This window comes from Nocardioides sp. Arc9.136 (assembly GCF_030506255.1).
Taxonomy (GTDB): domain Bacteria; phylum Actinomycetota; class Actinomycetes; order Propionibacteriales; family Nocardioidaceae; genus Nocardioides.
In genome coordinates, this window is sequence record NZ_CP113431.1 from 1,209,730 (window position 1) to 1,222,846 (window position 13,117).

At 73.8% G+C, this 13,117-nt stretch carries 15 protein-coding genes; 11 read left to right on the forward strand and 4 right to left on the reverse strand.

What is annotated here, in order from left to right; translation table 11 throughout:
* The first annotated feature begins 24 nt into the window (after window positions 1-24).
* The 4 genes from OSR43_RS05805 to OSR43_RS05820 all read left to right on the forward strand — a co-directional run bounded on the left by OSR43_RS05805 (window position 25) and on the right by OSR43_RS05820 (window position 3,849).
* Window positions 25-1,434, forward strand: coding sequence for a M15 family metallopeptidase (locus OSR43_RS05805; protein WP_302270190.1), 1,410 nt, complete (start codon window positions 25-27; stop codon window positions 1,432-1,434).
* Window positions 1,434-1,865 carry an HIT family protein gene (locus tag OSR43_RS05810; RefSeq protein WP_302270191.1) on the forward strand — a complete coding sequence of 144 codons (432 nt, stop codon included), beginning with the start codon at window positions 1,434-1,436 and terminating at the stop codon, window positions 1,863-1,865. Before OSR43_RS05805 ends, OSR43_RS05810 begins: the two co-directional genes overlap by 1 nt.
* Window positions 1,866-1,918: 53 nt before the next feature.
* A complete protein-coding gene (locus OSR43_RS05815; protein WP_302270193.1) occupies window positions 1,919-2,686 on the forward strand; it encodes an SDR family NAD(P)-dependent oxidoreductase in 768 nt (255 codons plus the stop codon).
* Between the two features lie 149 nt (window positions 2,687-2,835).
* A complete protein-coding gene (locus tag OSR43_RS05820; protein ID WP_302270194.1) occupies window positions 2,836-3,849 on the forward strand; it encodes a DUF3048 domain-containing protein in 1,014 nt (337 codons plus the stop codon).
* Here OSR43_RS05820 and OSR43_RS05825 read toward each other — a convergent pair.
* On the reverse strand, window positions 3,839-4,582 hold the full coding sequence (locus tag OSR43_RS05825; protein ID WP_302270195.1) for a TetR/AcrR family transcriptional regulator: 744 nt from the start codon (window positions 4,580-4,582) through the stop codon (window positions 3,839-3,841). The genes OSR43_RS05820 and OSR43_RS05825 overlap by 11 nt on opposite strands.
* Before the next feature lie 131 nt (window positions 4,583-4,713).
* Between OSR43_RS05825 and OSR43_RS05830 the strand changes: the two genes are divergently transcribed.
* The 5 genes from OSR43_RS05830 to OSR43_RS05850 all read left to right on the forward strand — a co-directional run bounded on the left by OSR43_RS05830 (window position 4,714) and on the right by OSR43_RS05850 (window position 8,944).
* Window positions 4,714-5,280 carry a hypothetical protein gene (locus tag OSR43_RS05830; RefSeq protein WP_302270197.1) on the forward strand — a complete coding sequence of 189 codons (567 nt, stop codon included), beginning with the start codon at window positions 4,714-4,716 and terminating at the stop codon, window positions 5,278-5,280.
* A gap of 55 nt (window positions 5,281-5,335) precedes the next feature.
* Entirely contained in the window at window positions 5,336-5,893 is a 558-nt protein-coding gene (locus OSR43_RS05835) for a YqgE/AlgH family protein (RefSeq protein ID WP_302270198.1), read from the forward strand.
* 68 nt (window positions 5,894-5,961) lie between these two features.
* A complete protein-coding gene (locus OSR43_RS05840; RefSeq protein ID WP_302270200.1) occupies window positions 5,962-6,231 on the forward strand; it encodes a DUF3039 domain-containing protein in 270 nt (89 codons plus the stop codon).
* 71 nt (window positions 6,232-6,302) lie between these two features.
* Window positions 6,303-8,063, forward strand: a complete 1,761-nt coding sequence (locus tag OSR43_RS05845) for a DEAD/DEAH box helicase (RefSeq protein WP_302271592.1) — start codon at window positions 6,303-6,305, stop codon at window positions 8,061-8,063.
* A 233-nt stretch (window positions 8,064-8,296) separates the two neighbouring features.
* A complete protein-coding gene (locus OSR43_RS05850) occupies window positions 8,297-8,944 on the forward strand; it encodes an IclR family transcriptional regulator (protein WP_302270201.1) in 648 nt (215 codons plus the stop codon).
* A 10-nt stretch (window positions 8,945-8,954) separates the two neighbouring features.
* Here the strand turns inward: OSR43_RS05850 and OSR43_RS05855 are convergent, their stop codons facing one another.
* Window positions 8,955-9,464 carry an Lrp/AsnC family transcriptional regulator gene (locus OSR43_RS05855; protein WP_302270202.1) on the reverse strand — a complete coding sequence of 170 codons (510 nt, stop codon included), beginning with the start codon at window positions 9,462-9,464 and terminating at the stop codon, window positions 8,955-8,957.
* A gap of 83 nt (window positions 9,465-9,547) precedes the next feature.
* On the opposite strand from OSR43_RS05855, the gene hppD reads away from it, so the two are divergent.
* A complete protein-coding gene (gene hppD / locus OSR43_RS05860; protein WP_302270204.1) occupies window positions 9,548-10,774 on the forward strand; it encodes a 4-hydroxyphenylpyruvate dioxygenase in 1,227 nt (408 codons plus the stop codon).
* Window positions 10,775-10,808: 34 nt separating this feature from the next.
* On the opposite strand, the gene OSR43_RS05865 is transcribed toward hppD, so the two are convergent.
* Both OSR43_RS05865 and OSR43_RS05870 read right to left on the reverse strand, forming a co-directional pair.
* Complete coding sequence (locus OSR43_RS05865) at window positions 10,809-12,041, reverse strand: MFS transporter (RefSeq protein ID WP_302270206.1); 1,233 nt, start codon at window positions 12,039-12,041, stop codon at window positions 10,809-10,811.
* The gene (locus OSR43_RS05870; RefSeq protein WP_302270207.1) at window positions 12,038-12,505 is read right to left on the reverse strand and encodes a MarR family winged helix-turn-helix transcriptional regulator; all 468 of its coding nucleotides are present in this window, start codon (window positions 12,503-12,505) and stop codon (window positions 12,038-12,040) included. The genes OSR43_RS05865 and OSR43_RS05870 overlap by 4 nt, the downstream gene beginning before the upstream one ends.
* Window positions 12,506-12,579: 74 nt before the next feature.
* Between OSR43_RS05870 and OSR43_RS05875 the strand changes: the two genes are divergently transcribed.
* Window positions 12,580-13,107 carry a DUF1697 domain-containing protein gene (locus OSR43_RS05875; protein WP_302270208.1) on the forward strand — a complete coding sequence of 176 codons (528 nt, stop codon included), beginning with the start codon at window positions 12,580-12,582 and terminating at the stop codon, window positions 13,105-13,107.
* Window positions 13,108-13,117 lie beyond the last annotated feature (10 nt).

A 13,117-nucleotide genomic window follows, 5' to 3' on the forward strand; every position in this document is an offset into this window, starting at 1 on the left:
GCGGGGCACGGCATGATCGCGTGCATGCTCGGGCGTTGCTCCACCCTGCTCATCACGGTCGTGGCCGGTCTGGCCCTGCTCGCGGGGCTCGCCCCGCCGGCGGCGGCCGCGGAACCCGTGCCGACCACGCTGGCGCTCGCGGTGCCCGGCGGGTACGCCGACCGGCCGACCGAGGTGGTCGCGACGTTGACCTCCGCGGCCGACGGGACCCCGGTGGCCGGCGCGCCGGTCACCCTCGAGCGCCGGTCCGGCGGCTCGTGGACCGCCGTCGCGACGGTCGTCACCGACGCCGCCGGCCGGGCCGCCTCCCGGGCGGTGCTCTCGCGGCAGCCGGCCGACAACGCGTTCCGCGCGGTCTTCGCCGGCGACGCGACGTACGCCGCCTCGGGATCCGGTCCGGTGACCGCGCCGCTGGTCGAGCGCACCAGCCAGGTCCGCGTCACCGGGCCCCGGCGGGTCGTCGACGAGCGCCGGGTTCCGGTCGGCGTGCTGTGGCGCACCGGCAACGGGGAGGCCGTCGCGGGCGTGGTCGAGCTGTTCCGCAAGGACCGCGGCGGGCCGTGGCGCCTCGCGCGGACGCTACGCACCGACGAGCAGGGCCGCGCCGAGGTCGTCGTGCGGCCCCGGGTGGACACCGCCTGGCGGGCGAGGGCGACCGGGACGGCGTGGGCCGCCCGGGCGACCAGCGGCGTGCACCGCATCGACAACGTGCCGCCCGGCGACCCGGTCCGGCTGCCGGCCGGCGCTCCCCGGCCGCGCGTCGGGCTGCCCGCCCAGCCGCGGGCGACCCGCCCCGGCGCGAACGTCACGGTCAGCCGCATCCCCGACGGCGTCTGGCGCTCGATGGTCGGCCGCAGCTGGCACCCCGGCTGCCCGGTGGGCCGCGCCGGCCTGCGGCTCGTGCGGGTCAACTACTGGGGCTACGACGGCTACCGCCACCGCGGGGAGGTCGTCGCCGCCGCGTCCGCGGCCGGCCGGATGGGCGCCGCCCTCGCCGCGATGCACGACCGCCGCCTCCCGATCCGCTCGATGTACCGCGTCGACCGGTTCGGCTGGTCCGCCCGGCTGCAGGGCGCCGACGACTACCGCTCGATGGCCGCGGGCAACACCTCGGCCTTCAACTGCCGCTGGGTCGTCGGACGCCCCGGCGTCCGCTCGCCGCACTCCTACGGCCGCTCGCTGGACGTCAACCCGTGGGAGAACCCCTACCGCGCCTCCCACGGCTGGACGCCGAACGGCTGGTGGGTGTCCCGCACCCACCCCCTCGTCGCCTGGCGGTCCTCGAGCCACCCGGTGGTGCGGCTGATGGCGGCGCACGGCCTGCGGTGGACCTACGGCCGCTCCGACAACCACCACTTCGACGCCGTCGGGGGCAGCGGGCGGGCCGTGCCGGCTCCGGTCGAGCGCGCCTGCGGGGCAGCGGTGTGCCACTGATGGCCGCCGCCGCGCCGGGCGGGGCGTGCGTGTTCTGCGGGATCGTCGCGGGGGAGTCCGAGGCCGACCGGGTGCTGGAGGACGACGACTTCGTGGCGTTCCTCGACCAGCGGCCGGTGTTCAAGGGGCACGTGCTGCTCGTGCCGCGCCAGCACGTCGTGACCCTGCCCGACCTGCCCGCGCCGCTGCGCGACCCCTTCCTCGCCCACGCCCAGCGGCTGGCGACCGCCGTCGTCGAGGGGCTGGGCGCGCAGGGCTCCTTCGTCGCGATGAACAACGTGGTCAGCCAGTCGGTGCCGCACCTGCACCTGCACGTCGTGCCGCGCACCAAGGGCGACGGGCTGCGGGGGTTCTTCTGGCCGCGGCACCGCTACGAGCACCTCGACGAGCGGGCGGCGTACGCCGCGAGACTGCGTGCGGTCCTCGACTGAGGCTGGTCTACCGTGTGGGCCGTCCACGCCACCGAGGAGCAGGAGTGCAGATCATGGGTCGATTCGACGGGCGGGTCGCCGTCGTCACCGGAGCCGCGCGCGGGATCGGGTTCGGCACCGCCACCCGGTTCGCCGAGGAGGGCGCGTCGGTCGCGATCCTCGACCTCGACGAGTCCGCTGCCGCGGAGGCGGCCGGGCGGCTGCCGGTCACCGGTGGCGCGAAGGCGGTCGGGATCGGCGCGGACGTGGCCGACGCGGCCTCGGTCGACGCCGCGGTCGAGCGGGTCGTCTCCGAGCTCGGCGGGATCCACGTGCTGGTCAACAATGCCGGGATCACGCGCGACAACCTGCTGTTCAAGATGACCGAGACCGACTGGGACCTGGTCCTGGGGGTGCACCTGAAGGGTGCGTTCCTGATGACCAAGGCGGCCCAGAAGCACTTCGTGGAGCAGAAGTACGGGAAGATCGTGAACCTCTCCAGCGTCTCGGCGCTGGGCAACCGGGGGCAGGCGAACTACTCGGCGGCGAAGATGGGCGTGCAGGGCTTCACCCGCACGCTGGGCATCGAGCTGGGCCCGTTCGGGATCAACGCCAACGCGGTCGCGCCGGGCTTCATCGCCACCGAGATGACCGACGCCACCGCTGCGCGGTTGGGGATCGACGTGGAGGAGTTCCGCAAGCTCAACGCGGAGGCCAACCCGGTGCGCCGGGTGGGCTACCCCGAGGACATCGCGGCCGCGGTCGCGTTCCTGGCCAGCGACGAGGCCTCCTACATCACCGGCCAGACGCTGTACGTCGACGGCGGCGCCAAGCTCGGCTGAGACCTCCGGGGAGGGGCCGGCTCCGTCGGCCCCTCCCCGTGGCGCGCCTGCGCGCCAGCGACTGCGTGCCGTCGCACACTGGACGCGACGCCTCGAAGTCGATCGAACCTGTAGTCATTCACCCGTCACCACCTGCATTGGAGCCCGCCGTGCGCCGCACCCGGACCCGCGCCCTCGTCGCCACCCTCGCCACCTCCGCCCTCTTCCTGACCGCCTGCGGCGGGGGCGACGAGGGCTCCGGCGAGGGCGGCGCCGACCCGCAGAGCACGAGCGCCGGCTCGACGCTCGCCTCGACCTGGCCCCTCACCGGCCTGCCGGTCAAGGGCGACGACTCCGCGAGCCAGGACCACCCCGTGCTGGTGCTGAAGATGGACAACACCTCCTCCAGCGCACCCCAGGTCGGCCTCGGCTCCGCGGACCTGGTCGTCGAGGAGCTCGTCGAGGGCGGGATGACCCGGCTCGCGGCCTTCTTCTACTCCCGCATCCCGAGCGACGCCGGCCCGGTCCGGTCGATGCGGGCCAGCGACATCGGCATCGTCAGCCCGGTCGACGCCGCGATGGTGACCAGCGGCGCGGCGCCGATCACGATCAAGCGGATCAACGGCGCCGGCATCAAGTTCTTCGGTGAGGGCGCGAAGGGCTTCTACCGCGCGAGCGGCCGCAGCGCGCCGTACAACCTGTTCACCGACATGGCCGAGACCGCGACCCTGACCAAGGGCGGGGACCGTCCCGCGGACTACCTCTCCTGGGGCGAGGCGAAGGACCTGCCGAAGGGCAAGCCGGCGACCTCGCTGGCGGCCAGCTTCGGCGGCAGCCACACCACGACCTGGTCCTTCCGCGACGGGGGCTACGTCAACGAGGGGACCTACGCCGCCGAGGGCGACGAGTTCCCCGCCGACACCGTGCTGGTGCTCCGGGTGGAGGTCGGCGACGCCGGCTACCGCGACCCCGCGGGCAACCCGGTCCCCGAGACCAAGCTCGAGGGCAAGGGCGAGGCGCTGCTCTTCCACGACGGCCGCGTCGTGCGGGGCACCTGGTCCAAGGACGCCCTCGACGCCCCGATCGAGCTCTCCACCAAGCAGGGCGAGCTCAAGGTCCCGGCGGGCCACACCTGGGTCGAGCTGGTCCCGCGCGAGGCGGGGAACGTCAGCTTCAGCCGCTGACCGGGCGGCCGGCGGCGTCCCCGCCGGCCGCGTCCGTGGCGCCCGGCAGCGGGACGCCCGCGGTCGCGAGGGCCTGGAAGCCCTGGAGGATGAAGGCGATCGCGGTCTCCACGCGCTCGGCGGCGGCGATCGGGTCGTCGGCGCTGGAGACCGACTCCCCGGCCGAGGACATCGCGCCGAAGAAGATCCGCGCGAACGTCTGGAGCATGTCCTCCTCGAGCTCCCAGGTACCGGCGCTGAGCACCGACCGGACGATCTCGAGGACGTTGGCGAACGTCGAGCGCTCCTCCTGCTCGCGGAAGCGCTCGTAGCCGAGGACCGACGGGCCCTCCTGGATGACGATCCGGCGGTAGCGCGGCTCCTGCACCACCGCGAGGAACGCCTGCAGGCCGGCCAGCGCCTTGTCCCACGGGTCCTTCTGCCCGCGCAGCGCCTTCTGGATCGCCCGGGAGGCGTCGGCCTCCACCCGCTCGAAGACGGCCTCGAACAGCGCCTGCTTGCCGCTGAAGTGGTGGTAGAGCGCGCCTTTGGTCACCTGCGCGCCGGCCACGATCGTGTCGAGCGACGCCGCGGCGTACCCGTGGTCGGTGAAGAGCTCCTCGGCCACGTCGACCAGCGCCCGCTTGGTGGAGGCGGAGTACTGCTGGCGGCGGCTGCCGCCGGTGACGCCCGGCACGGCCGGGACCTTCGGCACCTTCGGCACCAGCTTGGAGACGCTCGGCTTCGGTGGCATCCCGGCAGTTTAGGCACCCGGCGGCGCCGCGGGTGGCCGGGATCACCCGCTGCGTCGTTGCATACCGCGAGTATGGCTCCGTACTGTGGGTACGTACTCACGGTATGTGAGGCCCTTCGAAGGAGCAGACCATGACCTGGACTTCCTTTCACCACCGCGGAGAGATCCTGCGCTCCGTCATCCGCACCGCCGACCAGCGCCGCGACGGCCTCCTCCCGATGGGCGTCACCGGCGTCCGCGAGACCATCGGCGACGAGCTGTCGCTGTACGGCGCCCTGTCGCTGCGGTGGCACACCCGGCTCGCCGGGCGCATCGAGCGCGAGCTGCTGGACCAGCCGATGGACCTCGAGGGTGCGGTCATCAGCGCCTGGCGCACGCTCGCCGACGAGATGCCCGGGGTCCGCGCGATCCTCGACCACTACCGCGAGCACCCCGTCGACGAGGCGATGGCTGCGGCCATCGCCAAGGCGACCCACAAGGAGCACGTCCTGCTCGCGGTCATGGCCGGCCGGGGGAGCGCGCACGACGGCCGCAGCGCCGCCCGTGCGGCCGCGGCCGGCGCGCGGATCGAGCAGCGGGCCCGCACCCTCAGCGCCGCCATCGCCGCCGCCCGGGGCGCGGACGGCGCCGGTCGCTTCGGCGCCCGTCCCTCGCTGCGGCACCGCCTGGGCCGGCTCAAGGCCGCGCTGGCGGCCTGAGGCCCGGTGCGCCCGGGGCATCGCTGGCTCGCCCGCGGTGCGCCATAGTGGAGTGGTGAGCGAGCTGCGCGCGGGGAACCTGCTGGTGGCCACCCCTGCCCTGCTCGACCCGAACTTCGCGGAGTCCGTCGTCCTGCTGCTCGACGTCGACGCCGGTGGGGCGCTCGGCGTCGTGGTCAACCGCCCCTCGCCCGTCCCGGTCTCGGAGGTGCTGGGGAGCTGGGGCGAGGTGGTGGCCGAGCCCGAGGTCCTCTTCCAGGGCGGTCCGGTCGGCCCCGAGGGGGCGCTGGCGGTCGCGCTCCTGCGCGACGCCGAGGACGCCCCAGTCGGCTTCCGCGAGGTCGAGGGGCGGCTCGGCCTGCTCGACCTGGACACGCCGATGGAGCTCATCGACGGCACGCTCGTCGGCCTGCGCATCTTCGCCGGGTACGCCGGCTGGGGATCCGGCCAGCTCGAGGCCGAGATCGATGAGGGCAGCTGGTACGTCGTGCCGGGGGAGCCCCGGGACGCGTTCCGGCTCGACCCCACCGGGCTCTGGCGCGACGTGCTGCGCCGCCAGCCCGGCGAGATGGCGTGGCACTCCACGCGACCGGTCGACCCCGACCTCAACTAGGCCCCTCCCATGCTCCGGGCATCCCCGCGGCTGCCTCGTCCACGTCGTTCCTGACGTAGGCTGGCCCCGTGAGCCAGATCGGATTCGGGACCGGCACCGCCGTCGACGAGCGGGTCCGGGAGGACCAGCGCACCGTCCCCACCGACGACGGTGACCACGAGCGGTTCTCCCACTACGTGGAGAAGGACAAGCTCACCGAGGCGATGGTCATGGGCACCCCCGTCGTCGCACTCTGCGGGAAGGTGTGGGTGCCCAGCCGCGCCCCGGAGAAGTTCCCGGTCTGCCCCGACTGCAAGGAAGCCTGGGAGAGCATGCGCGACGACTCGGACGACGAGTGACCGGACGGCACGACCGCCCGACCGACCGCTCCAGCACCCAGCAGACCGAGGACCTCACCCTCACGCCGGCCCTGAGCCCGGCGTGGCCCGAGCGCGCCGCCTGGGGCACTGCGCCGTCGCTGCGCGCCTGGCAGCAGGCGGCGATGACGAAGTACTTCGCCGAGCAGCCGCGCGACTTCCTCGCGGTCGCGACGCCGGGCGCGGGCAAGACGACGTTCGCGCTGTCGGTGGCCTCCGAGCTCCTCGGCCGGCGCATCGTGGACCGGATCATCGTCGTCGCGCCCACCGAGCACCTGAAGCTGCAGTGGGCCGAGGCCGCCGCCCGTGCCGGCATCCCGATCGACCCGACGTACGCCGCGGGCAAGGGCAAGACCTCCGGTGACTTCGTCGGCGTCGCGGTCACCTACGCCGGTGTCGCGGTCAACCCGCTGGCGATGCGGATCCGCGCCGAGCGGTTCAAGACGCTGGTCATCCTCGACGAGGTCCACCACGCCGGCGACGCGCTGTCGTGGGGCGAAGGCGTGCGCGAGGCCTTCGAGCCCGCCGCGAGGCGCCTGGCGCTGACCGGCACGCCGTTCCGCTCCGACATCAACCCGATCCCGTTCGTCACCTACGCGCCCGGGGCCGACGGCGTCCCGCGCTCGGTCGCCGACTACACCTACGGCTACGCCCACGCGCTGGCCGACCACGTCGTGCGGCCGGTGCTGTTCATGGCGTACTCCGGCGAGATGCAGTGGCGCACGCGCGCCGGCGACGAGATCTCCGCCCGGCTCGGGGAGCCGCTGACCAAGGACCTCACCAACCAGGCGCTGCGCACGGCGCTGGACCCGAACGGGTCGTGGATGCCGTCGGTGCTGGCCGCGGCGGACAAGCGGCTCTCGGAGGTACGTCGCCACGTGCCCGACGCCGGCGGCCTGGTGATCGCCACCGACCAGGACAGCGCCCGCGCCTACGCCAAGCTGCTCAAGCAGATCACCGGCGAGTCGCCGGTCGTCGTGCTCTCCGACGAGAAGCTGGCCTCGAAGAAGATCTCGGCGTTCACCGACAGCGACGACCGCTGGATGGTCGCGGTCCGCATGGTCTCCGAGGGCGTCGACGTCCCCCGCCTGGCGGTCGGCGTCTACGCGACCACGACGTCGACGCCGCTGTTCTTCGCCCAGGCCGTGGGCCGCTTCGTGCGGGCCCGGGCCCGGGGCGAGACGGCCTCGGTCTTCCTGCCCTCGGCGCCGTCGCTGCTCGGCTTCGCCTCCGAGATGGAGGTCGAGCGCGACCACGTGCTCGGGCGCAAGGTCACCGACGAGGGCGACATCTTCGCCGCCGAGGACGAGCTGCTGGCCCGGGCCAACGAGAGCGAGTCGGCGTCCGCGGAGCTGGAGATGTCCTTCGAGGCGCTCGGCTCGGAGGCACGCTTCGACCGCGTCCTCTTCGACGGCGGCGAGTGGGGTCACGCCGGCGAGGTGCAGGTCGGCTCGGAGGAGGAGATGGACTTCCTCGGCATCCCGGGCCTGCTCGAGCCCGACCAGATGCGCGAGCTGCTGCGCCAGCGGCAGAGCGACCGCGCGCGCAAGCAGAAGGCGGTCGCCACCCCGGCCGAGGCCGCCGGCGACTCCGTCGCGCAGCTGAGCACGCACGAGCAGCTCGCCGTGCTCCGCCGCGAGCTCAACGGCCTGGTCGCCGCCTGGCACCACCGCACCGGCCAGGCCCACGGCATCACCCACGCGGCCCTGCGCAAGGAGTGCGGCGGCCCGGCGGCCGCCGTCGCGAACGCCGAGCAGCTCCACGCCCGGATCGACCGGCTCCGCGAGTGGGCGGCGACGCGGAAGTCTTCCTGAGGCTCGCGTCTGCCGGGGTAGTCCGGCACGGGTGCGCCCTTCGCCGGGGTAGTCCGGCACGTCTGCGTCCTTCGCCGGGTAGTCCGGCACGGGTGCGCCCTTCGGCCGACCTCCAAGGGCGCGCACGTGGCGGACTACCCCGCCGAGCCCACCAAGGGCTCGTGCGTGCCGGACTACCCCGCCGCGGGCCCAGGAGAGGCGCCGACCCGGCCGAGGGTCCCTAGGCTGGCCCTGTGCCGGCCGAGACCTCCCAGACGCTCGACCGCGGGCTGCGCCTGCTCGGCCTGCTCGCCGGTGCGCCCGACGGGCTGACCGTCACCGAGGTCGCCGGCCGGCTGGAGGTGCCGCGCACCGTGGCGTACCGGCTGGTCAGCACGCTCGAGCAGCACGCCCTGGTCCGCCGGGACGGGCGGGGCCGGCTGCACGTCGGTCTCGGCGTCCTGCACCTGGCCTCGGCGGTGCAGCCGGTGGTGCGCGACCTGGCCGCCCCGGTGCTGCGCTCGCTCGCCGAGGCCGTCGGCTGCACCGCCCACCTGACCGTCGCCGAGGGCGAGGAGGCGCTGGCCCTGGCCGTGGTCGAGCCGTCCTGGACCGACTTCCACGTGGGGTACCGCGTCGGCTCCCGCCACCCCCTCGGCCAGGGCGCCGCCGGCCGGGCGATCCTGCTCGGGCGCGACCGCGACCCCGAGCGGCCCTCGTGGTGCGCGACGTCGGGCGAGCTGCAGGCGGGCGCCCGCGGGCTCGCTGCGCCGGTGCTCGGCGTCGACGGCCTCGCCGCCAGCATCGGCATCGTGACCCTCGGTGACCTCGACGCCGACCGGGTCGGCCCGCGGGTCGTCGCCGCGGCCGGTGAGGTGGCGGAGCGGCTGCGGCTGGAGTGAGGCGGAAGCTTCAGCGGCCGGCCGCTGGACCTGACGACCGCCCGGCCGCCATCGCGAGCGGCATCGTGCGGTACGGCACCTGGGTGGCCAGCGCGATGGTGGTCGAGCAGCGGACGACCGCGTCGGAGGCGACCACGGCGTCGATGACCCGTTGCAGGTCGGTGTTGGAGCGGGCGACGACCCGGACCAGCAGGTCGCCCGCGCCGGTGGTGGTGTGCGCCTCGAGCACCTCCGGGATCGTCGCGAGGTGCGCGGCGACGGCGTCGTGGCCACCGTGCTCGGCCCCGGAGCCCGACGCCGCCTGGCGGATCTCCAGGCTCAGGAACGCCGTCACCGGGTGCCCCAGGGCCGCCGGGTCCAGCTCGGGCCCCCATCCCGTGACGACCCCGCGCGCCTCCAACCGGTCGAGCCGGGCCTGGACGGTCCCGCGCGCGACGCCGAGCCGCCGCGACGCCTCCAGGACGCCGACCCGCGGCTCGTCGTGCAGCAGGGCGAGCAACCTGCCGTCCAGCTCGTCCATCGCGGTCCTCCCGGTTGAGCAGGTTGTCCACCCTGTCGGGCAAGGATTGCACACTGTGCGTGACCTGGCCCACGCTGCGACCCATGACGACCACGCAGGACACCCCGACCACGGGCGGTGCGCTCACCGCTGACGAGCTCAAGGCCGACCTCACCCTCGAGCAGCTCCGCGAGCTGGTCGGCCTGGTGGAGTACGACGCCAGCCGCGACCCGTTCCCGGTGACCGCGATGGACGCGGTCGGGTTCGTCGTCGGCAACGCCACCCAGGCGGCGGCCTGGTACCAGCTCGCGCTCGGGATGGACCTCGAGGCGTACCGGGGTCCGGAGACCGGGTGCCGGGACAGCAAGTCCTACGTGCTGCGCTCCGGCAGCGCGCGCTTCGTGCTCACCGGCGGCGTCACGCCCGACAGCGCTGTGCTCGACCACCACCGGCGCCACGGCGACGGCGTCGTCGACCTCGCGCTCGAGGTCCCCGACGTCGACGCCTGCATCGAGCACGCCCGGTCCGTGGGCGCCACGGTGCTGGTCGAGCCGCACGACGAGACCGACGAGCACGGCACCGTCCGGCTGGCCGCGATCGCGACGTACGGCGAGACCCGCCACACGCTGGTCGACCGCTCCCGCTACTCCGGTCCCTACCTCCCCGGGTACGTCGCGCGCACCTCGACCCTGGTGCGGCCCGAGGGGCACCCGAAGCGGCTGTTCCAGGCCGTCGACCACTGCGTCGGCAACGTCGAGCTCGGGCGGATGGACGAGTGGGTGGACTTCTACCACCGGGTGATGGGCTTCGCGAACATGGCCGAGTTCATCGGCGACGACATCGCCACCGACTACTCGGCGCTGATGTCGAAGGTCGTCGCCAGCGGCAACCACCGGGTCAAGTTCCCGCTCAACGAGCCTGCCGTCGCGCGCAAGAAGTCGCAGATCGACGAGTACCTCGAGTTCTACGAGGGCGCCGGCTGCCAGCACATCGCGCTCGCGACCAACGACATCCTGCGCACCGTCGACGTCATGCGCGCCCAGGGCGTCGAGTTCCTCGACACCCCCGACTCCTACTACGACGACCCCGCGCTGCGGACCCGGATCGGTGAGGTGCGGGTGCCCATCGAGGAGCTCAAGGCGCGGCGGATCCTGGTCGACCGCGACGAGGACGGCTACCTGCTGCAGATCTTCACCAAGCCGGTCGGCGACCGCCCGACGGTTTTCTACGAGCTCATCGAGCGGCACGGCTCGCTGGGCTTCGGCAAGGGCAACTTCAAGGCGCTCTTCGAGGCCATCGAGCGCGAGCAGGAGGCCCGCGGGAACCTCTGACCCGCTCACCCCCACCCGGCGAGTGCCTGCGAGGTCAGCCCAGGTCGCCGACCAGCTCGGCCTCGGCCTCCGCCGGCGTGTGCGGGGCCGGGGCGTGCCTGGCCAGGGCGCGGCGCACGGTCGGCGTGCCGGCGAGCGCGATGACCACGCCGACGGCCACGGCGGCCGACCCGAACCAGAACGGCGCGTGCACGTCGACGTGCTCGCCGAGCTTCAGCGCGACGTAGGGACCGACGGCGCCACCGGTGAACCGCAGGAAGGAGTACGCCGCGGAGGCGATCGGGCGCTCGACCGGGGCGGCGCCCATGACGGCCTCGGTGACCAGCGTGTTGGTCACGCCGAGGAACGCGCCGGCGACGACGATGCCGGTCGCGACGACCGGCTCGTGCTCGGCCAGCACCGCCATGGCGGCGAGGTCGGCGGCGAACAGCGCGAGCACGGCGACCAGCGTCGGCATCGTCCCGAACAGCCGCTGCAGCCACGGGGCCGCCACCACGGAGGTGAAGGCCAGCAGCAGGCCCCAGCCGAAGAACGTCCACCCGATGGCCATGATGTCGAACGTCGGCAGGGCGAACGGGCCGGCGGCCATCAGCGTGAAGAACCCGAGGTTGTAGCAGATCGCGACGAGCCCGATGAGCAGCAGCGCCGGGTGCTTGAGCGCGCGGAACGGGTCCAGCAGCGAGGTGCGCCGGCCCTGCGGGGGCGTGGTGGGCAGGAAGACCGCGGTGGCGACCAGCGCGATCGTCATGAGCACCGAGACGCCGAAGAACGGGCCGCGCCAGGACTGCTCGCCGAGCAGGCCGCCCACGAGCGGTCCGGAGGCGATGCCGAGGCCGAGGGCGGCCTCGAAGAGGATGATCGCCTGCGCGACCGAGCCCTTGGAGGAGCTCACGATGGTGGCCAGCGCCGTGGCCACGAAGAGCGCGTTGCCCAGGCCCCAGCCGGCACGGAAGCCGATGACCGCGCCGACGCTGTCGGAGGTGCCGGCGAGCCCGGCGAAGACGATGATCAGGACGAGCCCGGCCAGCAGCGTGCGCTTGGGGCCGATCCGGCTGGAGACCACGCCGGTGACGAGCATCGCGATGCCCATCACCGCCATGTAGCTGGTGAACAGCAAGGAGACCTGGCTGGGCGTCGCCTCGAGCTGGGCGGCGATCTCCTTGAGGATCGGGTCGACGAGCCCGATGCCCATGAACGCGATGACGCAGGCGAACGCGACGGCCCACACCGCGCGTGGCTGCTTGAGGATCGAGGGTGAGGTGCTCAACGAGCAGCTCCTTCCGAGGACGGTGGTTCGAGGGGGGACTCGAGGAGGTCGCGGAGCACGGCGACGGCCGTGGCGACGTCCTCGGGGGTGCGGTGGGGGAGGGCGGCGAGCCGGGCGGCCACGGCCTCCCCGTGGGTACGGCGGATCCGGGCCAGCTCGTCGCGCCCGGCGGCGGTGAGGGTGACGACGCTCCCGCGGGCGTCGTCGGGGTTCGGCTGCTTGTCGACCCACCCGCGCTCGGCGGCCGCGGCGACGGCGGCCGACATCGTGGGCTGCGAGCACCGGTCCAGGGCGGCCAGCCGGCTCACGCCCAGCGGCCCGTGCTCGTCGAGGATCGAGAGCAGCCGCACCGCTGCGGGCAGGTCGACCATGCGGCGTACGGCGCGGACGAGGCGGGCGGCATGGACGACGAGGTCGCTCGCCAGCTCCAGGTCGGCGTCGGTGATCCTGTCCACTCGCTCCATCTTACATAGGCTTCCTATGTATCGCGATGCGCGGCGGGGGTGATCTGCGGCACGGGGTGCGCCACGATGGGCACGTGCCGACGTACCTCGCCTTCCTGCGTGCCATCAACCTCGGGGCCAGGCGCAAGTTCCCGAAGGGCGAGATCGTCGCGGCCGTCGAGGGGCTCGGCTGGACCGACGTGCGGACCCACATCAACACCGGGAACGTGCGGTTCGACTGCCCGCTGCGGTCGCGGGCGAAGGTGGAGGCGGCGCTCGAGGAGGCGTTCCACGAGCGGGCCGGGTTCGAGGTGCCGACCATCGTGCTCACGCCCGCGGAGCTGCGGGCGGTAGCCGAGCACGCGGCGTCGTTCGACCACGACGGCCGCCACTACGTGTCGCTGCTCAAGGAGGAGCCGACACCCGAGACGGTGCGGCTGCTGGAGGCCGCCAGCACCGCGGAGGAGGTGGTGAGGGTGGGTGGCCGGGGGGTGCACCTGATGCTGGGTGAGAACTACCACGAGGCCCGGCTGACCAACGCGACCGTGGAGCGCCACCTCGGCGTCGCCACCAACCGCAACCGCACCGTGGTGGACGCGCTCGTGGCGAAGTGGTGCTCCTGAGGTTCACCGG